General features: G+C 49.7%; 21 protein-coding genes. 6 read left to right on the top strand and 15 right to left on the bottom strand.

The features are described 5' to 3' along the window. Window positions 1-96: 96 nt before the first annotated feature. The 3 genes from HOJ08_02580 (at window position 97) to HOJ08_02570 (ending at window position 4547) form a co-directional block, all read left to right on the top strand. Window positions 97-2376, top strand: coding sequence for a glycosyltransferase family 1 protein (locus HOJ08_02580; protein ID MBT5672324.1), 2280 nt, complete (start codon window positions 97-99; stop codon window positions 2374-2376). Between the two features lie 23 nt (window positions 2377-2399). Further along, on the top strand, window positions 2400-3236 hold the full coding sequence (locus tag HOJ08_02575; protein MBT5672323.1) for a class I SAM-dependent methyltransferase: 837 nt from the start codon (window positions 2400-2402) through the stop codon (window positions 3234-3236). A gap of 144 nt (window positions 3237-3380) precedes the next feature. After that, on the top strand, window positions 3381-4547 hold the full coding sequence (locus HOJ08_02570) for a methyltransferase domain-containing protein (protein MBT5672322.1): 1167 nt from the start codon (window positions 3381-3383) through the stop codon (window positions 4545-4547). Window positions 4548-4557: 10 nt separating this feature from the next. Here the strand turns inward: HOJ08_02570 and HOJ08_02565 are convergent, their stop codons facing one another. The 7 genes from HOJ08_02565 to HOJ08_02535 all read right to left on the bottom strand — a co-directional run bounded on the left by HOJ08_02565 (window position 4558) and on the right by HOJ08_02535 (window position 10813). After that, window positions 4558-5646 carry a glycosyltransferase gene (locus HOJ08_02565; GenBank protein MBT5672321.1) on the bottom strand — a complete coding sequence of 363 codons (1089 nt, stop codon included), beginning with the start codon at window positions 5644-5646 and terminating at the stop codon, window positions 4558-4560. Further along, window positions 5643-6533: an NAD(P)-dependent oxidoreductase gene (locus HOJ08_02560; GenBank protein ID MBT5672320.1), complete on the bottom strand. Its 891-nt coding sequence runs from the start codon at window positions 6531-6533 to the stop codon at window positions 5643-5645. The genes HOJ08_02565 and HOJ08_02560 overlap by 4 nt, the downstream gene beginning before the upstream one ends. A gap of 98 nt (window positions 6534-6631) precedes the next feature. Beyond that, the gene (locus tag HOJ08_02555) at window positions 6632-7651 is read right to left on the bottom strand and encodes an SDR family oxidoreductase (protein ID MBT5672319.1); all 1020 of its coding nucleotides are present in this window, start codon (window positions 7649-7651) and stop codon (window positions 6632-6634) included. An 82-nt stretch (window positions 7652-7733) separates the two neighbouring features. Further along, complete coding sequence (locus HOJ08_02550) at window positions 7734-8471, bottom strand: transaldolase (GenBank protein MBT5672318.1); 738 nt, start codon at window positions 8469-8471, stop codon at window positions 7734-7736. Window positions 8472-8525: 54 nt separating this feature from the next. Next, a complete protein-coding gene (locus tag HOJ08_02545; GenBank protein MBT5672317.1) occupies window positions 8526-9110 on the bottom strand; it encodes an SIS domain-containing protein in 585 nt (194 codons plus the stop codon). A gap of 16 nt (window positions 9111-9126) precedes the next feature. Further along, window positions 9127-9792, bottom strand: a complete 666-nt coding sequence (locus HOJ08_02540) for a class I SAM-dependent methyltransferase (protein ID MBT5672316.1) — start codon at window positions 9790-9792, stop codon at window positions 9127-9129. A 28-nt stretch (window positions 9793-9820) separates the two neighbouring features. Then, window positions 9821-10813 carry an NAD-dependent epimerase/dehydratase family protein gene (locus HOJ08_02535; GenBank protein MBT5672315.1) on the bottom strand — a complete coding sequence of 331 codons (993 nt, stop codon included), beginning with the start codon at window positions 10811-10813 and terminating at the stop codon, window positions 9821-9823. 163 nt (window positions 10814-10976) lie between these two features. Between HOJ08_02535 and HOJ08_02530 the strand changes: the two genes are divergently transcribed. Together HOJ08_02530 and HOJ08_02525 are read left to right on the top strand one after the other, a co-directional pair. Further along, on the top strand, window positions 10977-12815 hold the full coding sequence (locus tag HOJ08_02530) for a hypothetical protein (GenBank protein MBT5672314.1): 1839 nt from the start codon (window positions 10977-10979) through the stop codon (window positions 12813-12815). A 263-nt stretch (window positions 12816-13078) separates the two neighbouring features. After that, complete coding sequence (locus HOJ08_02525; protein ID MBT5672313.1) at window positions 13079-14029, top strand: glycosyltransferase family 2 protein; 951 nt, start codon at window positions 13079-13081, stop codon at window positions 14027-14029. Between the two features lie 107 nt (window positions 14030-14136). On the opposite strand, the gene HOJ08_02520 is transcribed toward HOJ08_02525, so the two are convergent. The 8 genes from HOJ08_02520 to HOJ08_02485 form a co-directional block, all read right to left on the bottom strand. Continuing rightward, window positions 14137-15987: a hypothetical protein gene (locus HOJ08_02520; protein MBT5672312.1), complete on the bottom strand. Its 1851-nt coding sequence runs from the start codon at window positions 15985-15987 to the stop codon at window positions 14137-14139. Between the two features lie 90 nt (window positions 15988-16077). Then, window positions 16078-17124 (bottom strand): phosphotransferase, encoded by a 1047-nt coding sequence (locus tag HOJ08_02515; GenBank protein MBT5672311.1) that lies wholly within the window; start codon window positions 17122-17124, stop codon window positions 16078-16080. Further along, complete coding sequence (locus HOJ08_02510) at window positions 17121-17747, bottom strand: haloacid dehalogenase-like hydrolase (protein MBT5672310.1); 627 nt, start codon at window positions 17745-17747, stop codon at window positions 17121-17123. Before HOJ08_02510 ends, HOJ08_02515 begins: the two co-directional genes overlap by 4 nt. A gap of 18 nt (window positions 17748-17765) precedes the next feature. Next, the gene (locus HOJ08_02505; GenBank protein MBT5672309.1) at window positions 17766-18806 is read right to left on the bottom strand and encodes a zinc-binding dehydrogenase; all 1041 of its coding nucleotides are present in this window, start codon (window positions 18804-18806) and stop codon (window positions 17766-17768) included. A gap of 31 nt (window positions 18807-18837) precedes the next feature. Continuing rightward, window positions 18838-19758 carry a transketolase gene (locus HOJ08_02500; protein MBT5672308.1) on the bottom strand — a complete coding sequence of 307 codons (921 nt, stop codon included), beginning with the start codon at window positions 19756-19758 and terminating at the stop codon, window positions 18838-18840. Further along, window positions 19755-20600 carry a transketolase gene (locus tag HOJ08_02495; GenBank protein MBT5672307.1) on the bottom strand — a complete coding sequence of 282 codons (846 nt, stop codon included), beginning with the start codon at window positions 20598-20600 and terminating at the stop codon, window positions 19755-19757. The genes HOJ08_02500 and HOJ08_02495 overlap by 4 nt, the downstream gene beginning before the upstream one ends. 30 nt (window positions 20601-20630) lie before the next feature. After that, entirely contained in the window at window positions 20631-21608 is a 978-nt protein-coding gene (locus HOJ08_02490; protein MBT5672306.1) for an SDR family oxidoreductase, read from the bottom strand. A gap of 205 nt (window positions 21609-21813) precedes the next feature. Then, window positions 21814-23391 (bottom strand): adenylyltransferase/cytidyltransferase family protein, encoded by a 1578-nt coding sequence (locus HOJ08_02485; protein ID MBT5672305.1) that lies wholly within the window; start codon window positions 23389-23391, stop codon window positions 21814-21816. Window positions 23392-23652: 261 nt separating this feature from the next. Here HOJ08_02485 and HOJ08_02480 point away from each other — a divergent pair, with 261 nt between their 5' ends. After that, a complete protein-coding gene (locus HOJ08_02480) occupies window positions 23653-25026 on the top strand; it encodes a hypothetical protein (GenBank protein ID MBT5672304.1) in 1374 nt (457 codons plus the stop codon). The last annotated feature ends 1 nt before the right edge of the window (window position 25027 follow it).

Here is a 25027-nt window from a genome sequence, read left to right as displayed (position 1 = left end):
TCCTTATGAAATAAAAAATAATGGGGCCAACGGTTGAGAATATTACGGATAACACCAGCCCCTGGGAACCTCAAAAAGTTTCGAGAATTACACAATTTGCATAAGAAAAACTTTTCTGATCAGGTCGATGCCCTGCGGAAAGAAAATCTCATGTTGCCCGGGGGCTGGGCTGATACAGTTGAGGTGCAGGGTTGTGAGGTGCAGGATATTCTTTATCCGGATATTGGACTTCTTTGTCATTGGGCACGTGAGCATGGGTTGAACCAACTGGCGGTTAATGCTGATCCCTTCATAATTCTAGAAGCAATGGTGGCAGATTTCAAACCAGACGTTGTGTTCATATACGCTGGTGGACTCTTTCATATTACGCGCAAGAAACGAGATGCTCTCAGGATAATTGCCGCTAAGGGAACCTTGTTTGTCGGGCTTTGGGGTGATGAATTATGTGAAAAGCTATATGAATATGGGCCATATTTTGGCGACCTCGATTTTGTCTTTACGACGTCAGAGGCATATACGAAAAAATTCGAGGCGCTGGGCATACCCAGTCGAAATATTGGCAATTCTTTCGACCCGTCCATCATGGTTACTCCTGCACTCAAGAAAGACATAGACGTCCTGTTCTGTGGGTCGACCGGGTTTGGTCAGCCCGAGCATTTCAATCGTTATAATGTGCTCAAGAATGTTATTCCAAGGATCAACATCAGGCTCTACGGCAATGATGCGAGAAATAAGAACTGGTTAAGTAAGGCGAAGATTCTGCAATTTTCGAAGGTCCTAATTTTAAAGTGCGGGATGATTCTTCCCATGGCATTCTTCAAAACTGTGACCCCATTGTTGGCCTCGCGGCTGGGCACTTTTTTCTTTGGGAGAGCATCCGAAATTGGAAAGTTGTTCATAAATGCCAAGGTTACGGGTATTGGTCCCTGGATATTATTTGAAGACAGGGCGCATCCCGACGTTGGAATTTATGACTTTCTTAAACCTTTATCCAAGATATATCCCAAGGTATTTTTTAAACCTGTTGTCAATGGCAGTGAATACCTGACGCTGCTGACCCGCGCCAAGGTTGTGCTCAACATTCATCGTGATGAATTGGCGGATGTTGGAAACATTCGCTGCTATGAAACAACAGGTGTGGGGGTTTGCTTGTTAACTGATAGACGAAATGAGATTGCAGATCGGTTTGTGCCAGACGTGGAGCTGTCAACCTTTGAAAGTGCAGATGAACTGGTGGAGAAAGTTAGTTATCTTCTTTCCCATGATGCGGAGCGCGAAGAAATTGCAGCGGCGGGACAGCGCCGGTGTCTTGCAGAGCATACGGTTATGCACCGTTCTAAAATCATTGTTGAGGAATTGCGGAAACTGGTCGCTATAAAAGATGCCTCGATTGGGGCTTCCCGGCAAAGGGTTCTTTTGGCCAAATATAACACTCAAGGGCAACCAATATCCTATGACGTGTCCTTTTTTCTGCAAGCGGCCGAAATCAAGCGACAACAATTGGGGTGTTCACGGCTTGTCGTGGCTATGTTGCCCCCGGAGGATATTCACAACCAGCCAGGTGTGGCGGCTGATGTTAATGAAATTGTAGATGGTCACGCCCGTGGGTTCCGAATGGCGCATATTCTCGTTCAGATGACGGATCTCATGCCAGATGTGGATGTTTTGCATTTAAAAAGTCACAAAATTGATCCTGATGCACTCAAGCTATATGGTAGTGAAGTTGTTATTTATCCCGATGATGGCATTCCCCATCACAGCGAATACTACCAACTGGTCAATAAAAATCCTGAAATGATGCAGGGGTTCGAAGCCAGCCTGGAGGCCCACCGATACATTAAAAAATGGCTGGATCAAATTGCCAAGGGACGCAAAGTGATCACGCTGACTTTGCGTCAGTACAAGGTTGACAAGGAACGAAACAACGACATGGACGCTTGGGTTCAATTCCTGGAGGGACTTGATTCAGAAGAATACACCGTTGTGATTATCCCTGATACGGATGCAGTGGCCGAATTTCGTCAGTCACCCCTTGGGCATTACCCAATGTTCGAGCCAGCCTGTTTTGATGTTGATTTGCGGTTTGCGCTTTACGAACAAGCATTCCTTAACATGTTTATCAATAATGGCCCGTGTGTTGCGGCCAGTCTCAGCAAAAAAATTGACTACCTTATGTTTAAGTTGGTTGTTCCGAACGTACCAACGACGGACCCCAAGTTCATAAAACTTCTGGGGTTCAAAATTGACAAAACGCCATCCTATGCAACGCCTACCCAAAAATGGGTTTGGGAGGATGATACGTATGAAGTCATTCAGCGTGAATTCGACAAAATGGTTGAGGCCAAGTTGAAAATTGCTTCACGAGACGTATCTTAATTTCAGAATATTAAGGACTTTTTATGGGCATTAATCCAAGTGCAGTTAGAGTTTTCCTCCAGGAATCGGTGGAGCAATCCTTTGAAGGAAGGCTTCTTACGCTTGGCAAGCAGGATGTCTTCGTTACTGCGGGTGACCTTGGCGGCATTTTTTCTGAATTCGATCGGTCTGTGAATGTTCCGAAAGATATCCCTGTCATCTCACCCAAGCCAGATTTCGCAGCGGGAAATTTCATCACTGATGAATATTTATTTTCAGCACTGGGCTTTCATGAGTCTCGGTCGATGGATGCATCCGAATATGAAAATGCGGATCATATCTTTGATCTTAATCAGCCGAAAACGCCTGAGGAGCTTTGTGATTCATGGGATGTCATTTTTGACGGGGGAACCATAGAGCATGTTTTCCACCTTCCGAACGTGTTTGCCAATATTCATCGCATGTTAAAGGTGGGGGGGCGCATTATTCATATTGCGCCAAGTTCCAATCATATTGATCACGGTATGTACATGTTTTCCCCGACCTTATTTTGGGACTATTACCATGCGAACAATTATGACGTGAAAGTTTGTGAGGTATTTTGCTACCGCTCAGAAAGTATTTATGAGGGTAAATGGGTTGTTAGTGATTATGTCCCGGGTGCATTGACGCGGGTTAGCCTAGGTGGTTTGGATGATGGTATCTATGGCGTCATATTTATTGCTTCTAAAAAAGAAGGCTCCACCTGTGATGTGATCCCGCAACAGGGACTTTATTCAGATATCAAGTGGAAGGGACGCGAACCTGATGCTGACATGCTTGGCCATGATCCAAAATTTAAGGGCAAGGGGCTTGGTCTCAAGGTCAAACGAATTATATAAATCTGGTTGACCTTTTTAAATATCAATTAATTTTCAATATCAATTAATCTTTCAGTTGTTTAAGGCCCTTATTCTGTTTCTACCAATAACCGCGAATACTGTTGTTGGTCAGTGGGAATAATGAAGGTAGGGTGATCGGTAACAATGCCCAAAGAACTAAAATCTCATAATTGCCTGATCTGCATTGAAGACCGGCTTGCTGTTGTTGATGGCTTTGAAACGCTCTCGCGGGTAACGTCGGATTGTCGGCCGTGGCCAGCAGGGGGGCTTTTGGCAGTCTGCCAAGCCTGCTACACCATCCAGAAAATTCCAGATCAAAAATGGATGGATGAAGTTGACCGCATCTATGCCAATTATGAAATTTATCATCAAGCGGCTGGGGGCGAACAAAAAGTCTTTCAGACCGATGGTGTGGCCCGGCCCCGTTCAGACCATTTGGTCGATTGCTTTCTTCAAAACGTTCCTGATCGTCCCGATCATGGTGCAATGATTGATATCGGTTGTGGCAATGGGGTGGCCCTGAAAAACTTTGGCAAAGCGCTGCCCGGTTGGACACTGGATGGCCACGAATTATCCGACAAGGTGCTTGATGCCCTCAGCCAAATCTCTGGCTTCCAAAGCCTGCACACGGGGGATTTATCTGCCATTTCTGAACGCTATCATCTGGCAACGGTGATCCATGTGCTGGAACATGTGCCAATGCCTGTTGCGACTTTGGCCGATGTTATGGCGTTAATGCACCCCGATGGCTGCATTTTGGTGGAAGTGCCCAATGTTGCGGCATCGCCGTTTGATTTGGTGATCGCCGATCATCTGACACATTTTACAAAAGAGACGCTGCATTATGCGGCGGTTCGTTCCGGAATGGGCATTGAGATGGTGTCTGATCAGGTTCTGTCAAAGGAGCTGACGTTGTTGGGGGGGCTTGGGAAAACAGAAGCTTTCCCATCTGGGGCAAAGGGCGGAGAAAAACTGGCCGAAAACGCCGTGACATGGCTGAAGTCATTGCTTGATGGGGCCTTGGATGCCAGCACCGAGCCAGTGTTTGGCCTGTTTGGGTCATCCATTGCCAGCCAATGGCTGTACGGGGCGCTTGGGGGGGCGACTGAAGATCGGGTAAAATTCTTTGTCGATGAAGATGTTGATCGGGTCGGGCGCAAGATCGATGGCATTCCCATCATTGCACCTTCGCAAGTGCCAGAAGATGCGATTATTTTTGCACCCCTTCTGGCCGGCGCCATTGCCACCCTTGCGCCGCGCCTTGAACAAAGCCCTGGAACCTATCTTTATCCATCGATCTGGCCTGCATAGGCTGGTCGATTTAACCGTGCGGTCGGTTCCCCGGATTTTTCAGGGCAATGATTTTTCGCCTGACCAGACTGTTTATCTTAGTCGGGCTAAGACACATCATCAGGTCTTTGGCCCTGAGCCGAAATATGAGGTAGAGCTCGAATGCCATACGGCCAAGCTCGCCAAGGTTCCGACAAAGAGAAATAGCCAGAGCATCCATAGAATACGCAGGTGACAAAATCGCTTCGATTGCCGGCCATGGGTTTTCAGGTGTGCCCCGCAGACAGCTGGTCAGTGCGCCATATATCCAGCGGTTTTTCCATACCTTGCCATAAGCCTGGGGGAACCGGTCGGCTTGGGTCGTGGACATCAGCTGAAGGGCCTTGGCCGCCACATGATGAACAAGGGCCGGTTCTGTATTGGTGATGGCGGCTTGTCCAGAATTCATCTTGCGCCAATAAGACAGTTCTTTTTCAACAAAGACCGCCCCTGAGCCAAGGGCGATGGCACGGGATGCGAAGCCATCGGTAAACCCATGAAGTGACGTGTCAAAGTTGCCGATGGATCGCAGCGCCTTGTTCCGGTACACCGTTGCGTTGCCAATCATCCAGGTATCAAAATTCATAAGCAGCTGCGCCACGCGGTTTGGTGGGATATAGCCCAGTTCAGATGGTGGGATAAAACTTTTGTAAGGCCCAAGATCATGGCCATCTTCATCCATCAGACGACACAGGGAGGAACACAGCCCGGCTTCCGGGTGGTGGATGAGCAGGCGAAGGCTTTCTTCAAGAAGATTGGGCATGGTGACATCGTCGGAGGCCGCGAAGTAAACATATTCAGCATCGCTGTCCGCAACGAAACGCACCATATTTGCAACAACCCCCCTGTTTTCTGGCAGGAAAACCGGCTTGATGATGGAATGTTTTGCTGCATATCGCGAGATGATGTCGCGGCTTTCATCGGTGGATGCATCATCAACGATTTGAATTTCTGCAGGGGTGACGGTCTGGTTTAAAAGGCCCTCAATGGATGCGGCCAGAAAAGGGGCATGGTTCCGATTGGCGAGAAACACCCCAAGCCGGCTGGCGGCATCTTCAACAGGATCAATGGGCGCGGTCATCCTTGGGGGTCTGTGGTTTTTCCCGCAATGGTTCGTGCCAGGGCATCTTCCATTGGCGTGACTTTAAAATCGGGAAAGGCCGCACGAATGGCCCCGGCATCAAAATGGCGGTGGGTTATGGGCAGGGGGCGTGGGGTGTGCGCTATCTCAGGAGGCGGGGTGATAAGACCTTTGATCATTTTAGCAAGATCAATAAAGGCAAGTGAATTGCCCGTCACAAGGTTAAGGATGCCATGAGAACGATGCTGGATAACCCGGGTGATCAGGTCTGCCACATCTTCAACAAAGATATGATCGCGGGTTTCTTCGCCATCCCCGCCCAGGGTGATCCGGGCCTCCGATGTGGCTTGCCTGTGAAACCGGTTTGGCCCATAGGAATTGTGGGTGTCTCCTGGCCCGAAAACCATGGTGGGCCGCAATATTGCACAGGGGGCATCGGTGGACGATGCAATCATGATCTCTCGTGCCCGGTGCATGGCGCTGTACAGGTCGGTTGGTGCGGCAGGGCTGTCTTCGTTCACGGGATCATCGGTAAAAGGGTAAACCGCATCGGAACTGATATAGACCACATGCGCGACGGGCTGTTCGCCCAGCGCCCGGAAAATCGTTTCCCCGATGGCCATATTGCGCATGAAGGTCGATATATCTCTTCCTTTATCGGGGGTGATGGCACTGAGGATCACAAGCGTATCACCCGGGGCCAATAATTGGCCAAGCTGTTCGTGGGCACCTTTTCCGGAAAGGTCAATATCCCGGGACCCAATGGCCTGAAAGGCAATGCCATCACGCTCAAGGCGCTGCGCCAAATTTTGGGCAATGAAGCCATTGGCACCAAGCATAACAACGCGCTCCGGTGGTCTGGCATCAGGATTTCCGTGTGTGAGCATTAAGCCCCCTTTGGCCTTACTGGCAGTAATGTCCCTTATGTCCCTTATGTCCAAATAGCATGTTCGCCATGGTGCCGTAAATGGGGGCCATGATCCGTCTAGCTGTCTTGGGGCTTGCCCAGATATTTGAACCACGACCCGGTGGCTGCGGCAATGTTTTCAGAATCCCACAGCGGCGCTTCTCGCCAGTGTTCAATTTGATCGACGATGCGCTGGACCCCTTCTTCAAACGAGATTTCCGGCTGCCAGCCAAGGCGTGTGCTGATTTTGGTGATATCGGCATAGGTGCAATCGGGCTCTCCCGGGCGTTTGGGAATATAGGTTACATCGCCACCAAGAAGTTCGACCAACCGGTTCACCGATTGGGGGTTTCCAGCACCAACATTAAAGGCTTCTCCGATAATATCGGTTTCGGCAGCGGCCATAAAACCACGGGCAACATCGGTTACATAAATGAAATCGCGGGTCTGTGTGCCATCGCCGACCACGGTAAAGGGCTTTTCCGCGAGCTTTTGGCGTAAAAACACGCCAAACACCGCCCCATAGGCACCGGTGGTGCGAGACCGAATGCCATAGGCGTTGAAGATGCGGACCGAATTTACCGGCAATCCATAAACCTTGTTCCAGTGCATCACCGTTTCTTCGCCCAGGTATTTGCTCAAGGCATAAGGGTATTGGGGATTAATCGGGTTGGTTTCCGTGGTTGGGGTATCGGCCAGGCCATAGCAGGATGACGATGCGGCATAGACAAATTTCTCAACCCCTTTGCCATGGTTGGCTGCCCGGGCACATTCCAGCATGCGCGCGGTTCCCTGCACATTGGTAGACAAGTATTCCAGAGGCTGTTCGATGGATGGGACAATGTCGCCAATGCCTGCAAAGTGAAACACATAACGCACGTCTTCAAATGCCGGATCATCCAGAGCAACATCCCGGATATCGAATTCGGAAAAGGTGACATCGGGGTTTGAACTGTGATGGGCAATGTTCTGTGGACGGCCCCCGGTCAGGTTATCGATGATATGAACCTGAAAGCCACGGTCGAGCAGCAGATCGACCATGTGAGAGCCAATGAAGCCAGCCCCCCCTGTTACGACTGCGCGCGCACTTTTTGCCATGTAAGTTTGGTCCTGTTTTTTAAATGATGGTACTCGGTGTCTGAAAGCATCCAGATCGGCTTAGATTACTGTCTGATAATAATTAGTGAGATGCATCAGGAAGTTGAATTTTATAGTCGGCCTTCGTGGCGTCATTGTAAAACATCTGAACCGTTTCCAGAGAATATTCGTCTTGATCTTTGCCAACTAGGGGCAGTTTTTTGAGAAGATCGTTGGTGACCGTGATAATCCCGCACCCGGTCTGATCTGCCTGCAAGATATTAAGAATTTCACGGGGGCTGGCCCAAAGAAGGTCTGCTTTCGGGTGGCGTTCAAGCATTTTGGCCGCACTGGCCATCAGGGGAACCGGATCAATCCCGGAATCGGCGATGCGCCCTGCGAAAATGGAAACGATGGCAAAAACTTCCGGGTTAAGGACATCGGCAATGGCTTGCACCTGTTCCAGTGTGAAAACAGCCGTCACATTGACGGCAATGCCACTTGCTGAAAGTTCCCCGACGAGAGGGGCCAAGAGTTCCCCCTTGGTTGTTGTTATGGGAATTTTTACGTTGACGTTTTTTCCCCATGATGCAATTTCAGTGGCTTGGCGTTTCATTTCATCTGGTTCGTCTGCAAACACTTCAAATGAAACAGGTCGATCGGGAATGGCTTTCAGAACGCGACGGGCAAACGTTACGTAATCCGAAACGCCTGCTGCCTTCATCAAGGTGGGGTTGGTGGTGAACCCCTTGATCAAAGGGTTTTCATACATTTTCACCATGCCATCAAAATCAGCACCGTCAGCGAATATCTTTACTTTAAGATGAGAGACCGTTGTCATGATTATAAGATTCCTATTTTTCTTACCTGTTATGAACGTTCCGGCGTGATCCAGTTACCATTTTGTTTCCTGAATTTGCAGATCGGGATGGCAGACAAGAGAATGCCATATGACGGCCTGGAATGCCTCTGCATGTGGAGTGACACGATCCGGGGCAACAGTGGGGATAACAATAACCCGGTCTCCGGCATGTTTTGCATAGCCGCCATCGCGCCCGACAACCCCATAAACCTTGAGATTTCTGGATTTCGCCAGCTTAATGGCTGAAACCAAATTGGGGCTGACATTCATTTCTAGGTTGCCGCCGCCCACAGATAGAATAAAAAGTGCATCCTGATCCCCGGCACGGCTGGTTTTAAGCCATTCTGAAAAGACAGTTTCCCATCCATCATCATTGGTGCGCGCGGTCAGTTCGGACACATTATCTGTTGGCGCATAGGTCTCAATGCCACAGAGTTTTCGAAAATCATTTACGGCGTGGCTGGCATTTGCAGCGCTGCCGCCAACCCCAAGCACGAACAGGCGCCCGCCTGCCACGCGTAAAGCCACAAGGTCCTGGGCCAGGGCATCGATTTCACCGGGGTCAATCGCATTGGCTATTTGTGCGACTTCATCAAGATATGTTTTGCCATGTGACATTGTAGACACGTCCAGTTTATTCGAAGGTTATGTATGAATAATCGCCACTGTAACCGGTTTTCTGGAATAACCATTCCCATTCCTGGGGGGTGTGAAACGCCCGGCATGTCAGTTGCCAGTACATCAGGTTTACCTTTTCACGTTCATTGCGATAGGCCTCGATGATAATGTGCTTTTTATCCCCTTTACCAACCCGTTCAATTTCGGTCAGGGCTGCCCATAATTCATTAACATAAAGGTTGTGAAGGGTATTGATGGTAAAGACGAAATCAAAGCTGCCTTCTTCGAAGGGCAAACTTTCTGCGGACCCAATTTGCAAAAAAGGTTTCACCTCTTCCTTTGCATTCTCAATTCCGTGGTGTGAAATATCTATGCCAACAATTTCACACCCCGGAATGACCTGGGTGAATTCATAGAGCAAGAACCCTTTGCCGCAGCCAACGTCGAGAATTTTGCTGTCTGGCCCCAGTCCATAATGGCGAACCATGTCTTCTGCCACCACCCGCCAGCGACCATCGTAATGATACCCGCCATAGCCAACATGGCGTTCTCCATCCCAATAGTCCTTTTCAAATTGGCAGGCAATTTCTGCGCATTCCGCCTTGTCATGTTCGACAACGCGCTGAACATAATCGCGTTTGGTTGATTGGTGGATTTTTGAAATGAAATCAATATAGGCCATGGGGTTGGTTTCCTGAGGGGTAAATTGTTTAAGGTTTGTGAATGTAGTCGATGGGGGCTTTGGTGATCGAATCCCAATTTTGATCAACCCAGGACACCACTTCTTCAATCCCTTGTTCAAGGGAAATTTCCGGGGTCCAGCCCAGGGTTTTATGGGCTTTGGCCGAGCTGATAATATAGGCGGCATCCTGGCCCGGGCGTTCAGGCGCAATGTCGACGCTGTCTTCGAAAGAAACGCCCATTTTTTCGCATATTGTGGCAACGATATCGTGGATGCTCACGCCCGATGGGGGGGAAAGATGGTAGCGTTCGCCGATGGTGCCCCGTTTCAGAATGGCTTGTTCACCCCGGGAAATATCGCGCACATGGATAAAGGATTTTACCGCGACCCCACCGCCGTGGAGCTGTAATTTTTTGCCCATCTTGATGTAAATCGCCGTGCGTGGAATGATCTTAAACAATTGCTGGCGGGCGCCATAAACATTGGTGCCCCGCACCGTCATGACCGGAAAGCCATATTGCTGGTGATACACATGATTGATCATGTCAGCCGCAGCTTTGGAGGCGGCATAAGGCGTGGATGGGTTATCAGGGGTGGTTTCGGTCACGGTGCCAGTGCAGCTGCCATAGGCTTCGGGCGAGGAAATGTGCAGGTAGCGTTCAAGGTAATCTTGTTGTCGCATGTGGTTCACAAACCGGGCCAGCGCCACGGTATTGGTCTGGAACCAGTGATCGGGGTGTTCCCATGACGGGGCCACTTCACTTTGGGCAGCAAAATTAATGATATGGGTGGGTTTTTCCCGGTCCAGAAGGGCCAGAAACCCATCGATATCCTTGTTCAGATCGATCTGGTGAAATTGAAATTGCGTGGTATCGGGGCGTTGTCGATACCGCAGCATGAATGGTGGGGCTTCTTCGGACCGGCTAACCCCGATGATAGGATCATCAGCATTTTCCAAAAGCAGATCGATTAAATCCTGTCCGGAGAATGCATTTGATCCGATAACGCAGTATTTTGGCACCTAAAAGCACTCTCTTTGTCAGTGTGTTGATTGGGTATTCTATAATAGATTTATATACCATAGGCTACGGGGTATAAAGGCATTGAGCGCGATAATTTGACCATAAAGGGCGATGGCAAACGGGGCAGGTGGCCAGATTGGCCCCACTGGGAACAGGGATGACATGAATTTTTCAGGTTTTTTAATTAATGCCCGGAACCTTCAGATCGCGGGCTTCGCATTTTTATACGTGGCAGGACTTGTCATTAATGCCAATGCATTGTTTCCATATCTTGATGAGATTAATTATTCGGACGCAATCGTCTATCTCGGTGCCGGCAAGGATTTATTTGACTATGGCGCATTCTGGCCATATCCGCGTGGACCGGGCATTGCCTTCATTTATGCAGTGATTTATGCCTTCATGCCAGATTCTGTGTTCTGGTTGTTGTTGGCGGATATTTCAGGCCGTCTCATTGCCTATACGGTGTTCTTTGTAAGCTCTGCGTTGGTTGGGCGGGAGCTTGCCCATCGCAATTTGGCCCCCGCTCTTTTGATGGTCGGGCTGCTTACAGCACTGCCATTTTTTATCATCCTTCTGCGCAATCCCAGCTATTGGACATTCACGTCTTTCGTGAGCCTGACGCTTTGGGTGGCGCTGAATTATGCCCGTACCCAGAAATTATTACCCCTGATTGCTGCGGCTGCGGGATCATCAATTTGCCTGATGATTCGCCCAGACGTCATTTTTGCAACATCTGCCTTGATCGGGATGATGCTTGTCACCCGTCCCTGGCGCTCATGGCGCATGGGTGTGGTTGTGCTGATGATGGGGGTGATCCCGGCCATATCGGTCGGGGGCTATGTTTATTACTATGGACAGAAAACGGGGGTTTATCTGTTTGGTGGGGGACACAAGCTTTACGACACCTTTGCAAGTTCGCATATGGTGCTTTTTGACGAGAAAGAGATTGCTGGCCTGCATGATTTTGAAATTGCTGCCAAGTCGCGTGCTGAAAGTGCTCGTGTCTTTGGCACAGCTAAAGAAAACAATTATTCAGTTTTTCGTGCCGTTGTTCGCAACCCTTCTGTTTTTGCCGATATCGTCTGGCATAATACCGTCAAGTATAGTTTGCCAAACCTTCGACGTATTTTTGGGCTCAGGGTAATTGTTGATGGCAAACGGGTCGTTGATAATCGTTTAAAATATTTTGCGTTTGTGGTCCTGTTTTTCGCAGCGTTAGGCCTGATCGAATTGTTCCGAAGACGTGAATGGCTGTTGTTGATGATTCTTGCCGTATGGCCCGCAGACCTTGGCCTATACCTTATTACGATTGGGTTCCCAGATTACTTTCCATTCCATTTTATGATTGTTCTTCTTTTGATGGCTGTGGGAATTTGGACAGGGGTTGGGCGACTGAGACAGCCATCCTTGCTGGCCCTGTGGGGGTTGGTTTTGGCGGGGGTTGTTGCCCTGGATTGGAACGCAGGTGGCCGGATTATAGGGATGGCGATCGGTGGGGCAGCTTTGCTGGTTTTAGCGGCCCTATTTCGGCACAAAATTGAAGAATATCGCGCGGCATCTGTATCGGTGCTGGTTGCCGGGCTCATTATTTTTAATCTGCCAACCACTTTTCGGGCCCCTTGGCACATTACGCCAAAGGATGCAGGCTTTCTTGGACAGGCAACCTTTCTCAGGCAACACTACCCACCGCATACCGCAACGTTTGCGCAGCCAGGAACGGCAGTTGTGTCGGCAAAAATGTGGTGGATGCATCCATGGGCAGATCTTGCCAATATTAAATCCCGACAGGACTTTTTGGCCAAAATGAAATTGGTTGGGATGCCTCTTATTTTGATAGATCCAGTTATGCGCGATTACAACCTTTACCAGTCCAATTCCTCTATTCAAAAATATGCAAAGCATTATTATCGAACCGGATATGAGTTTGGGGATGGTGGTTATGCTGTTTTGATCCCTAAAAAAGGGCTCAAAACACTGGTTATTCCACTCAAACGATAAGCTTGTGGGCATTTACCCATGACTCTGTTTTTCAAGAAAATGACGTTAACACCAAGTGTCAGGGGATGGTGTGGATGAACTCTGCTGCCCCCGCTGTGGTCTGCGTCAGGCCAAGCATGCCATCAAGCCCGCCCTTGAACTGCAAACCAAGGTCGCGTAAGTTGTGCGAACGATTGACACCTGCCGACCGAATCTCAACAGGGTATTTCCAGTAAACACACAACTAGAATCTGTTCAAAGAACAGAACGCCAAGGTGGGGTGAATGAGTGAGAAGAAGATTGAACTGTCTGTTGTTTATTCGTTTCGCAACGAAGAAGAAAACATTCCCACACTGATTGAGCGCACCAGAAAGGCCCTGGAAACAGCCGTTTCTGAGTTTGAGATAATTTTTGTCAATGATGATTCTACCGATGAGTCACTAAAGTTACTCAAGCAATTTTCGGATGAGGATTCCCGCATCAGGGTCCTCAATATGTCGCGCCGGTTCGGCCCAACAGAATGTCTTATGGCCGGGCTTAAGTATTCATCAGGCCAAGCGGTTGTTTTTCTGGATTCGGACCTACAAGACCCCCCCGAATTGATCCCAGAGCTTGTGGGTGAATGGCACAAGGGTGCCGATGTTGTTCATACCGTTCGTCGTCAACGAGATGGCGAAACCAGAGCGCGGACAGCACTGACCTCACTGGCCTATCGGTTCATAAATATTTGTTCTGATATTAATTTGCCAGTTGATGCGGGTGATTTTAAACTTTTGTCACGGCGCGCCGTTGAACACGTATTGACCATGAAGGAATCGCGCCCCTATATCCGGGGCTTGATTGCCTGGGTTGGATTACACCAAACCGTCGTAGAATATGTTCGCCATGGCCGTTATGGAGGGACGCCTCATTTTCGCTTTTATGGGACAAGTGCGCTTTTCCAATTGCTCAATGGTCTGACATCAAATTCCGCATTGCCGATTTACCTGATGCTTATATTTGGCGGCCTTCTTTTTGTGATTTCTATGGCGCTTGGTATAGCAGCATTGATCCTGACAAGTGGTCCAGTTGGGGGCATGTCAACTTACACCTTTCTGGCACTCTTCTTATCTATGTGGGGAACCATTCTTTTGGCTCTTGGTGCTCTGGGATTCTATATTTCCAGAATTGACCAGAATGTGCGGAACAGGCCGAACTATATTGTTAAAGATACCATCGGCCTTGATAAGATTTGATCACGGATTGAATCGAAAGAGCCTTTATCTGATGAAAACAAGACATCTTTATAGAACTTCCGCAGTGGTTTGAGTTGCTTGTGACCCAAAGGCATCTACGGCACCTGTCATTTAGACCCGCCCTCTGACGGCTTTGCTAACAGTCTTAGACGCGATTTTGACAAATCCTTTGGAATCAGTATTTTATATGCGTCATTGGGGCCACGCCAGACAACCCGGTAATAATGGTGTGCATATTTTTCTACCATTGTTCCACTACCATAAATGTTATGTGCCTTAAGCATAGGGTCCGTTGCGATGGCCGGCATGCCCACCAATTTCATCATCGCCAGGAAATCTTCTTTCGACTTCACCTTGCCAAGATCTGCCCATGTATGGATCCACCACATATTTGCAGAGATGGGAGCGACGCCGGGAAAGGCAAAAACCGGGGACATAGGGGAATAGTGGTCTCTCAGATATTTTGCTTGGGAAAAAAACCCAATGTCTTCAACTTTTAAATTCATTCGGTAGTTTGTTGGTGGGTTTATCAGGGCAAGACCACCAATGATCAAGGGTGCCCAGATGGCTTGCTGATTTTCCAGCTTCCTGTATTTCCAATATGCAATGACAAATAGAATGCCCCCACCCTTGGCTAAAGAAACAACCCGGTTTGCGTGGTCCCAATCCAACCAGACAACGATCATCAGAACCGCCCCTAAAAGAAGCGTAATTCTTCGATCATTCAGCCTTGATGTGCAGGCCCATAACCCTATGGAGACAAGCATCAGAACAACCATGACATGAAACAGGTAATAGCCAGGAAAGCTGATCGTAAAGAGATATAAACCCATATCAAGCGGCCACAGGCAGACAATGATCAGTTCACTCCATTTGCGACGCCGAACCAATATGGCAAGACCAAAGGCTGCAAATAAGAAGATGAAGAGTGACAAGTACCTGAGCGGGTTCTCGGGCTTTGCTAATCCTACCGCTGGAACGCGAACCCCAAAGGCTGTCATCAGGCTTGGGGCCGTGTACTGGATCGTATTTTGCCAGACGATCCGTGCAAATTGGGATGGGTTTCGGGCTATGGCGCGCAAGACGGAATACTTATTTTCTTCCGCCGTGCCGAAATCACGTTCACTTGCAAGCCTTGCGGCCTTCGCAAGGTTAAAATCCAGTTTTCCTTTTATGTCTTTTTTGTCGAATAGCACCTGCCTGGATGCCTGGAAGGTGTCGTACAGTTTGTGGTCGCCGCCAAATATATAAGCCCCTGTTTGGTGGCCGTATGCATAAATGTAGCTGCTGACCGTTGCTGTTGGGATGCCAGCCAAAAGGACGACCACAACCAGCATGCGCGAGGATCGCCAGGGGCGGGTGATGAACATGACTGCGATTAGGACAGATACGCTGAAGACCACATCTGGCCGTGACATGAGGGCAAGAGTGGAGCCAATGGCCGCTAATAACAGCATAGACAATTTCTGGGTGCGCGCGTAATTCAGTACGGCCCAAAATGTCAGGCTGACAAAGCAAACAAATGTCCAGTAACTGGGGCCAGGCAGCAAAATGAGGTAAAACGGCAGTGCCGTCAGCAGCGCCACAGGCACAAGTGGGTGACAGAGCTTGCGATGGGCAAGCTCCGTGCCGATTAGCCACGCACTGATAAACAGCAGGGTATAGGCTGTTACACGTCCAATAAGATCCGCAGTTAATAGCCAAAATTCGGATTCTGGAATAAAGGGAAAAATAACAGCGTAGAAGAAAGAGATGGCAGGACCACGTGGAAATGGCCATAGCGCATGATAAAGAAAAAGGTTTTTCCCACTTTCAATGTAAATGACTTCATCAAAGAAGTTGATTTGCGGAATCTGAGGTAAAAGATAAGACGAATTGAGAATGAAACCGAGAACATAGAGGAATAGCAGGGCAACAACGGTTCGCCTTTTGTAAAATCTGTTTGCGTATGTTTCCAAAATTAAACGGAGCCTCTATATTTTCTTTGATTTCTGCGCAAACACTTTTCTGATTTTACAAATTTAGATCAATGAAATTAATTAGCTACTCTATTCCAAGGCCATGGCCTTGTGAAGCACATCCAGTTTGCGTCGTGCCTTGGCCAGCTGATCTTTCTGGCGCTGGGCCGTTTCATCGGGAGATTTGGCAGCAGCAAATTGCCGCCGCCGCGTTGCCACAGGCAGAAAATCGCCAAGGATGATACACAGCCATTTGCATCCATAGATCGGCAAGAGAAGCTTGACCCGCGTTTTTGTGGCATCGGGGTTGGGCGTTAATGCGGCAATGGCATCGGTGAAGCCATCAAGGTACGAATGGGGCACGGGCACGGCAACCTGGTTGAAAAAATCGCCAACCAATTTTGCTGGGTCATCCCAACCCGCATATTCAAAATCGAGGAAGCGAACGGTGCCGTCTTGATCCAGAAGGGCATTGTGAAACCCGAAATCCGATGGTGACAGGCAACGGTCTGCCATTGAAATGGCACCAGACAGAACAATGCCGGCATTGGTTGCCGCCTCACGGGTGCTTTTGGATAATGCCTTCCAGAACGGGATCAATTCGTCTGCTACAAATTGTCGTGCTTCTGCCCCTTCCGGGCTTTTGTCGTCAATGGTGGAAAGCCGTTCCATGCGTTGATCTACGGTGGTGAGGTGGTCCGATAGCGAAAAACAGGATTCCGAACCAGCCGAAAGATCGGTGGCGTCTTTTTTCGTGCGCAAAGCATTGAGCGAGGCGATAAAAGCGTGGGTCTGGGACATGATGTCATCGGTAATGTCATCGGGTGTCATGACCCGCCCTTCGACCATGGTGTAGAGGGCAATGTTGGCGTCGGGGTCTTTGGCAAGGGGTTGGGGCAAAATATCAATTTTGTGGCCCCAGGCGAACTGAAGGAATGAAAATTCCTTGCCCAGTCGATCGCGTTTGTCTGCTTGGTCACTGAAATAGTGTTTAAGCACCACCGTCTGGTTCTTGAAAACCATTCGGAATAGGCGGTTATTGCCCCCGCCGTCCATTTCTTCGATGTGTTCTACTTTGCCAAGATTGCAAGACCGAGCAAGGCTTTCAGCCACATCGCGGGGATCAGATTGGGTCATGGCGTGTCGCCAGCATTTGGACCAAACAGAAAATTAGTGATGTCAGCCCATGATTTTGCGCGATGCACCGGGGTTGCAACAGGGCGTTCAGCGCCGGGTTCGAACAAAATCTTTGTTGTATCGGGTGGGAAACCCGGTTCGGCCAGAAATTCAGGCAGATCATCTATGAAATGGGTGCAGCCAAGGGCGCCAATGCGTTCAAGCTTTAATTCTTTTGTCGGTTCGAAAAAAGCCCGATCAACGGAAAGCCCTATCCCTTCCGGGTCAAACACACCATTGGTTTCAAGCCAGCTGCGGGCCGCAGCAGGCAGGTCGTATTGCGGGCCCCGATAAGGAAATTGGGTTTTGTGGCTGATGATGAAGACATCAATGCCACGGTTGATGGTTTGCTTCAGAAAATCGAAGATGCCTGGAAACGGTTTGGCCAGTTCCATCCGGGTGCCATAGATATAGCCTTGCAGTTCCGTCCAATCATCTTCGCGGTCAATTTCTCGTAAATGGTCGCGCACGGCTTCCTTTGTGGCAGGGATGGATTCGGGGATCAGTTTTTTTTCGCATGCTGCAATGTGGAATACAGGATCGTAGCAGACGATGGTGTTGTCGAAATCGATGCCGATGCGCATGATTGCCCCCTATCGCCCCTAATCGAGTGACATATCAATCAGCGGCCTTCCGATACGGCCAGCTTCAAGATCATCAAGGGCGTTGTTGATATCGGCCAGCCTGTATGGAGATGAAAGGATCGGTTCCACATCAATGCGGCCATTGGACATCAACGCTGCATATCGTGGGGTGTCGCGGTCTGGCTGGCTATCGCCGCCCCAACTCCCGATCAGGCTTTTCCCGGCATTAAAAATTTTGGGACTGATGGTCAAGGTCTTGCCTTCGGCAGCATTGCCAAGGACGACGGCGCGCCCACCTTGGGCACGCACCGCATCGATCGCCTGGGCCATAACTTCGGGGACGCCCGTGGCTTCAACGGCAAGATCAACCCCATTGGGGCAGATCGCCTTGATCGCCTCAGCCACATCGGTGGTGGATGCATCAATGGTATGGGTTGCGCCGCTTTTGGCCGCCAGCGCCAGCTTGGATGGGTTGATATCCACGGCAATAATTGGTGTGCAATCGGCCGCAATGGCACCAAAAACGGCCGAAGTTCCAACCCCGCCCACACCAAAGACAACAACACTTTCGCCAGCTTGTGCGGCACCGGAATTGATCACGGCCCCCATGCCTGTGGGCAGGGCGCAGCCCAGCATGATGCCTTGGCGCATATCAAGGCCTTCTGTCAGGGGCATCAGGCGGTTTTCGCTGGCAACGGCAATGCGGGCAAAGGTTGTCACACCGCCGGAATTGACGTATTTTCCCTCCCAGGAATACACCGTGCCGCCCGCTTCCATACCGCTGCCCTTGATCCAGCTCATGATGACCTGTTGATCCGGTTTGACCTTGGTGACCTCAGGCCCGATTTCCAGAACCCTTCCGGTGCCTTCATGGCCTAGACAATGGGGCACCCAGCGATCTTCGCCGCGCAAACCCCGGGCTTCAAGAACCTGGGTATGGCAGGCACCGCTATAGGCGATTTCGACTAGAACTTGCCCGGGTTTAAGGGCCGGGATTTCGATCTCAGCGAGAACAAGCGGTTTGCCAGTCTCGACAAGGACAGCAGCTAAGGTTTTCAATGGTCCTGTCTCTCGTTTGGGGTGGGAATCATTAATTTAATTTGGCTGTGATGGTTTTGGCCACAGACGCGGGGTCCAGACCCAAACGCTCACGGGCATATTCCTGTTCGCCCGCTTCACTGAAAAATTTGTCAGGGGTGCCAATGCGCAAAAGGGGTGTGGTAATTCCACCCTGATCGACGACCCATTCTGCAATGGCTGATCCCAATCCACCGATGAGACTGTGTTCTTCCAGGGTGACCACCAAGCGGCAGGTATCAAATGCCCGGGCAAGGGTATCGGTATTGAGCGGTTTAACGGTGTGAAAACTGGTTACACCGGCATTGATCCCTGATTTTAATAGAATATCAGACGCCTCCATCGCCGTTGGCAACATGGTGCCAACGGACAAAATAGAGACATCTTTGCCATCGCGTATGGTCAAGGGTTGGCCAATGGTCAGGTCGGGAATTTCATCATGGATAACCGGTTCGCCCTTTTTCCCCAGACGAATATAAGAAGGCCCGTCATGGGCATAGGCGGCACGGATACAGGCATGGACTTCCATGGCGTCGCCGGGGCAGAGAATGTTCATGTTCGGCAAGGTCCGCAACATGGCAATGTCTTCGCAAGAATGATGGGTGGCCCCAAGGGAGGCATAGGAAAGCCCTGACCCGACGCCGCAGATCACAACGGGGACATTCTGATAGCAAACATCGACCCTGATTTGTTCCATGACGCGGGTGGTGGTGAACGGTGTGATGGTATAGACGAAGGGCCGCAGCCCAGACATGGCCATGCCTGAGGCCAGGCCCATCATGTTGGCTTCTGCCACGCCGCAATTGAAAAACCGTTCCGGGGCAACTTTCTTGTAATTATCAAAAAGCATGTTTCCGATATCACCTGAAAGCAAGACGAGCTTGTCATCATTGCCCGCAATTTCCGTCATTTCCTTGGCAAACGCATTTCTCATTTGAGCCCCAATTCACTATGGGCGGTCGCCACTTCTTCTGCCGTGGGGATGCGGTAGTGCCAATTGTTGTCATCTTCCATAAAGGAAACGCCCTTGCCCTTGACGGTGTTGGCGATGATGGCCAACGGTTTGCCGCTGCCATTGGGAACCTTGCCCATGATATCGAGCAATGCGCCAATGTCATGGCCATCAATTTCATGGGCATCCCAACCAAACGCTTCCCACTTTTCACGGAGCGGCGATAGGGAAAGCACATCGTTGCTGCGCCCCGTTGCCTGCCATTTATTGTAATCAACGATCACACAAATCTGGTCGAGGGATTGTTTGGCTGCAAACATTGCGGCTTCCCAAACAGAACCTTCATTGCATTCGCCGTCGCTTAACAGGGCAAACACCCGGTAATCCTGTTTTTGAATGCGCCCCGACAAAGCCATGCCAATGCCAATGGACAGGCCGTGGCCCAAAGAACCCGTGGCGGCCTCGATGCCTGGTGCACAGGCAGGGCCGGGATGTTCCTGTAGCGCGCTGCCATTTTTGGCATAGCTATCAAGAAGGCCGTCGGGGAAAAACCCGCGCATGTTCAGTGTGGTGTACAGCGTTGTTGCCGCATGTCCCTTGGACAGGATAAACCGGTCACGATTGGGATCACGGGGTTTTTTGGGATCAAGTCGCAAAACCCCCCAATAGGCGGTGGTCACAATGTCCGTGCATGAAAGCGAAGAACCCAAATGGGGGGTTTTTGCCTCATGGGACATCTTCACCAGATTGCCACGAATGCGTGCGGCAACAGCCTTAAGCGCATCGACATCATCGGTCAGGGAAGGATTGGATTGCGTGGGCATGGTCGTTTGTGGGTTCCGTCAGATGGGTGATTAATGGAGGTCAATTTCCTGCATGCGCTTGATGTTGAAATAAAATGAATCCGTCATGGAATCGGGGACAAGGCCCTTATCAAAGGCATCTTTGATATCGCGCACGGCATCTTCGATGGTGTGTTTTGCAGAAAACCCAAACTCAGTTTTGATCTTTTCAGAAGACACATGATATGAGCGGTTGTCATCGGTGGGGGTTACTTCGATGCCCACGGCTTCGCCAATGACGTGCCGGACGATCTCTGCAATTTTGTTGATGGAATGGTTTTCATAACCGGCATTCCAGATTTTACCGTCAATCTCGGAAGCGTCAGCCTCTACCGCTTTGATATAGAGGTCCGTCATGTCCTGGATATGAATGTTTGGCCGCAGTTGTTCGCCACCAAAAACAGTAATTTTGCCATTGTTAATGGCATGGTTAGTCAGGATGTTCACCGACAGGTCCAGTCGCAGGCGCGGCGAATATCCACATACCGTGGCTGGTCTCAGGGTCAGGGTGGTGAACCCGGGTTCGCGTTCTTCTTCCAAAACAGTTTCACACAATGCCTTGAATTTTGAATAATCGGTCAGCGGGTCAAGTTCCAGCCCTTCATGGACATTGGGTTCTTCCTTGATGCCATAGACGCTGGATGAAGATGCATAGATGAAGCGTTTCACACCGGCGGCCTTCGCCGCCTTAATCATGGGGCGGAAACAGTCATAATTGATGGATTTGCCAAGTTCAGGATCAAGATCATAGGACGGGTCATTGGAAATACAGGCGAGATGAATCACCGTGTCGCAGCCTTCCATTGCTGCCTCAATCGCCTTGGGGTCACGGATATCGCCGTGGATTTCTCTCAACCCGTCATATTGGCGCGCACCTTCCAGAACCCCGTCGCCATACATGTAAAGGTCTAGAACCGTAACTTTATGTCCCATTTCCAAAAGCTTGGGCGTCAGGACTGCGCCGACATAACCGGCACCGCCCGTGATCATAACATGGTGTTTGGAAGTCTCTGGCAAGGGGCGATCCTCATTAGAAAAAAGCGTGATAGGAAAGGGTTACAGTAACATATTTGATGACCGGAAAATGGCACCATTCGAAAATATCGACTATTCAGGTTTTTCTCAAGAAGTGATCAAAGGTGGGGCATTTCCGGTCTAGGAGCGGCATTCGGTTCGGCGATTTGTCAAAACAGGGTTATTTAAGAAGACGGGTAAGGAATTTGAGCAAAGATATTTTATCAATGGCATTTCGATGGCCAACAATGCCCACCGCGATGGCGCCGGCAGCATTGCCAATGAGGCCAATAATATCAGCAGATGCGCCTGATGCTGCCACCGGAGATGTGACGGCAAGAAAGGCATCGCCTGCGCCAACAGTGTCGACGACAGATTTGGTGAAGGCTGGAATTTTAATCGGCGTTTCCCCGGACTTATAGGTCAGGCTGCCATTTTTCCCATGGGTAATGGCAAGCAGGTCGCACGCGATCCGTTCCGGGATCAAATTCTCAGCTAGGTGTTCGATGTCATCGTGTCGATTGGCCAATGCCAACCGCGCTTCGGGCACATCAATGGAAACATAATCCGCACGGGGATAGCGTGTAACCAGATTGAACCCCAGATTGCCGCTGTTGCTTTGGGAATTAACAGCAAGGAATTTGGCTTTTTCGCAAAGGATTGAGATGGTGGATGGCATGATCATGCCGTGGCCAAAATCATTGACGATAACGACGTCATAATCCTTGATGACGGCTTCAATTTTCTTGTTGATTGTTTTTTCGTAATCTTTGGGAGAGGGTGAATCCTCCATGTAATAGACTTCAAAAAGTTTCCGCATGTATGTGGGGTCAACGAAGCGTCTTTTGCGTACCGTCGGTGCACCGTCGCGTTCAACAAGGGTCAGGTTGAGGTTTGTCGGAAGGTTTTCCTCGATCAGCGCTTCATAAGAGTTAACGCTTCCAATTGATGAGATGACATCGACTTGTTTGCAAAAGCTGGCAACGTGTTTGGCGGTGGCAATGACGCCGCCCGCAAAAATTTCACGGTCTTCGTGCAGCGTTGCAATGATGTTTTCTTTGGGGGATTTCCCGATGGGCGTGACATATTGATAATCATCAATGATGGTGTCGCCAACAACCAGCACCTTCATGTTCTCGATGGCCGATATTGCGGTATGGATCTGGGAAATGGCATCCCGTCCGCGCGCATCGTGCAAAAAATCCTGTAGTTCAGGATCATAGACATCAAGGTATTGGTTGATCAGTGTGGATGAACTGAAGGTGATGTCATCGGTGAAAACAACCCGCCCGCCATTTTTTTCGACGGCCTGTTGCTCGACGCTGATTTTGCCCGTTATGTCATCATCTTCATTGGCGTAATCGGGGCCTTTGATATAAATATCTGGTTGGATGGTGTTGATGATGTTTTCCGCACTGGCATGACGGTTGATGCCGACAAAATCAACGATTTCCAAAGCGGCAAGCATTTCGGCACGCAATTGTTCTGAAAATACGGGACGACCCGGCCCCTTGTTGACCTTTTCATCTTCCGTGATGGTGACAACCAGAATATCGCCAAGCTCGGCTGCTTCTTTGAGATGCCGGAGATGGCCAACATGAATAAGGTCAAAAACCCCATGGGCAAGCACAACGGTTTTGCCCTGCCTGTTTGGTTTGGCAATGGTTTCACCAATGTCTTCCACAGAAAGAATCTTCTGCGAGGATGCAGCGCGATCTTCTGGAGAAGATGGAACGAAGGGATTTTCAGGGCTTGTCATGAATCTTTGAACCACCACTAATTCTGGTTTTTAACGACAGGGACCACCCAAAGGGGTGGTTGGAAAGGGGAATGCCTTAATTCTCGAGGCATTTGAATGTTTTGTTTTTTACAGCATGTCTTGTGACTTTGAAACGTCAACAGCGATTTTTATCATAAAATGCGGTATTTGATACATAGAATTCATTTAATGGGGTTGATGGCGTGTTGATGCATCGTTTTGGTGCGTTTGAGAACAGTCATCATTTGGAAATTTCAGGACATGTCGGCGGTGGGTTTTTTAAAAGAATTTTTGGATAAAGCCAGAAATAACAAAGGCTATTTGGGGGGCGTGGTTAGTGCCTATGCCGTCATGGGCTCTCAAATATTGCTTCAACTCATCCTTGTGCCGCTTTACCTGTCCACCTTGGGAAAAGCGGGATTTGGCGTTTTAATGATGGTCCTCGCTTTCGCGCATTTTGCGGTTGTTGGCCTGAATGGGCTGCAGGGCCGCGGGATGCGCGTTTTGAGCGAGACTATGATTGGTATTGGGCCGGGTATTGGAAAAGAACAGGGGGCAATGGATACAATCATTGTCTTTCGTGCCATTGGGATGATTTATGGCATTTATATGGGGTTGGTCGGGTTGGCCTTGATCGGTTCTTTCCTTGGGCCATGGCCAATTCTGACCCCGGGCACGGGCTTGCTTGACCAGATGGAACTGATCGCCGTTGTTTTGCTTGGGGTTGCGTATTTGTTTTCCCTTGGCCGCCTCAACGTTGAATTTCTTATGTTGATGGCTGCCAAAAAACAGGTGCAGGCCTATTCATTTTTCATCATGAGCGTTTTCCTCTTTGGTGCGGGCGCATTGACATGGCTTTCCCATGGCGGGGGGCTTGTTGCCGTCATGACCGTTTTCGTGATCAGCAATTTTTTGTCTTATTGCGCCGCCGTTGGGTATCGCCAGCGTTGGTTCCAGTGGGACTGTCCTTCGGCTTCTTTTGCCCTGGTGAAACAGAAAGCCGCACAGCTGGTTAATGGAGAGGGCCGGAAATACCTTGTTTATGGGGGGTTGCTCGCGCTTTTGCAGATAGATGTCTTGATCGTGGGTGTTTTGGGAACCACCAAAATGGTGGCAGATTACGTTTTGATCTGGAAAATAGCAGAGGTCGTTATCATTTTATTATGGCGGATTTCGGAAAGCCTGCAGCCAGAGATCATCCACATGGATTTGAATAAAGAGTATGACCGCCTGAGCCGGGTCTTCCATCAGGGGCTGGGGGCTGTTTGGTTTGTCGCATTGGTGGCGGGCATTGGCTATGGCATTTATGGCGCTGATCTTGTGGGCCTGTGGGTGGGCCCGGATCGGGTGCCCGATGATCCTCTGTCTTTCGCCCTTGCGGGTGGGGCCATCGTGTGGCTGGGCACGGCGCGGTATTCAAGCATGTTTTTGTATGCGCTGGCACATATGGACCGCCTGATTTTGATCATTGCCGTTGAATTGGTGTTAAAGTTAACCCTCATTGCGTTTCTGTTTCCAGAATATGGATATCGCGCTAACCTCATCAGCATCAACGCTGTTTATCTTTTTGGGGGTGCAGTTTTGTATCCGCTGGTGTCACGAAGGGTCATTGGGCAGCTTCGCTTGAAATCGTGAT

The sequence above is a fragment of the Rhodospirillales bacterium genome, assembly GCA_018666775.1.
Classification (GTDB): domain Bacteria; phylum Pseudomonadota; class Alphaproteobacteria; order SMXQ01; family SMXQ01; genus JABIXC01.
The sequence above is the reverse complement of the archived record's forward strand: the minus strand, read 5'-3'. Positions and strand labels throughout refer to the sequence as shown.

Bases quoted from the DNA above. Each gene is read 5' to 3' on its own strand.
- HOJ08_02575 (MBT5672323.1), top strand. From the start codon at position 2,400: ATGGGCATTAATCCAAGTGCAGTTAGAGTTTTCCTCCAGGAATCGGTG.
- HOJ08_02570 (MBT5672322.1), top strand. From the start codon at position 3,381: ATGCCCAAAGAACTAAAATCTCATAATTGCCTGATCTGCATTGAAGAC.
- HOJ08_02565 (MBT5672321.1), bottom strand. From the start codon at position 5,646: ATGACCGCGCCCATTGATCCTGTTGAAGATGCCGCCAGCCGGCTTGGG.
- HOJ08_02560 (MBT5672320.1), bottom strand. From the start codon at position 6,533: ATGCTCACACACGGAAATCCTGATGCCAGACCACCGGAGCGCGTTGTT.
- HOJ08_02555 (MBT5672319.1), bottom strand. From the start codon at position 7,651: ATGGCAAAAAGTGCGCGCGCAGTCGTAACAGGGGGGGCTGGCTTCATT.
- HOJ08_02550 (MBT5672318.1), bottom strand. From the start codon at position 8,471: ATGACAACGGTCTCTCATCTTAAAGTAAAGATATTCGCTGACGGTGCT.
- HOJ08_02545 (MBT5672317.1), bottom strand. From the start codon at position 9,110: ATGTCACATGGCAAAACATATCTTGATGAAGTCGCACAAATAGCCAAT.
- HOJ08_02540 (MBT5672316.1), bottom strand. From the start codon at position 9,792: ATGGCCTATATTGATTTCATTTCAAAAATCCACCAATCAACCAAACGC.
- HOJ08_02530 (MBT5672314.1), top strand. From the start codon at position 10,977: ATGAATTTTTCAGGTTTTTTAATTAATGCCCGGAACCTTCAGATCGCG.
- HOJ08_02525 (MBT5672313.1), top strand. From the start codon at position 13,079: ATGAGTGAGAAGAAGATTGAACTGTCTGTTGTTTATTCGTTTCGCAAC.
- HOJ08_02515 (MBT5672311.1), bottom strand. From the start codon at position 17,124: ATGACCCAATCTGATCCCCGCGATGTGGCTGAAAGCCTTGCTCGGTCT.
- HOJ08_02510 (MBT5672310.1), bottom strand. From the start codon at position 17,747: ATGCGCATCGGCATCGATTTCGACAACACCATCGTCTGCTACGATCCT.
- HOJ08_02500 (MBT5672308.1), bottom strand. From the start codon at position 19,758: ATGAGAAATGCGTTTGCCAAGGAAATGACGGAAATTGCGGGCAATGAT.
- HOJ08_02495 (MBT5672307.1), bottom strand. From the start codon at position 20,600: ATGCCCACGCAATCCAATCCTTCCCTGACCGATGATGTCGATGCGCTT.
- HOJ08_02490 (MBT5672306.1), bottom strand. From the start codon at position 21,608: ATGATCACGGGCGGTGCCGGTTATGTCGGCGCAGTCCTGACGCCCAAG.
- HOJ08_02485 (MBT5672305.1), bottom strand. From the start codon at position 23,391: ATGACAAGCCCTGAAAATCCCTTCGTTCCATCTTCTCCAGAAGATCGC.
- HOJ08_02480 (MBT5672304.1), top strand. From the start codon at position 23,653: ATGTCGGCGGTGGGTTTTTTAAAAGAATTTTTGGATAAAGCCAGAAAT.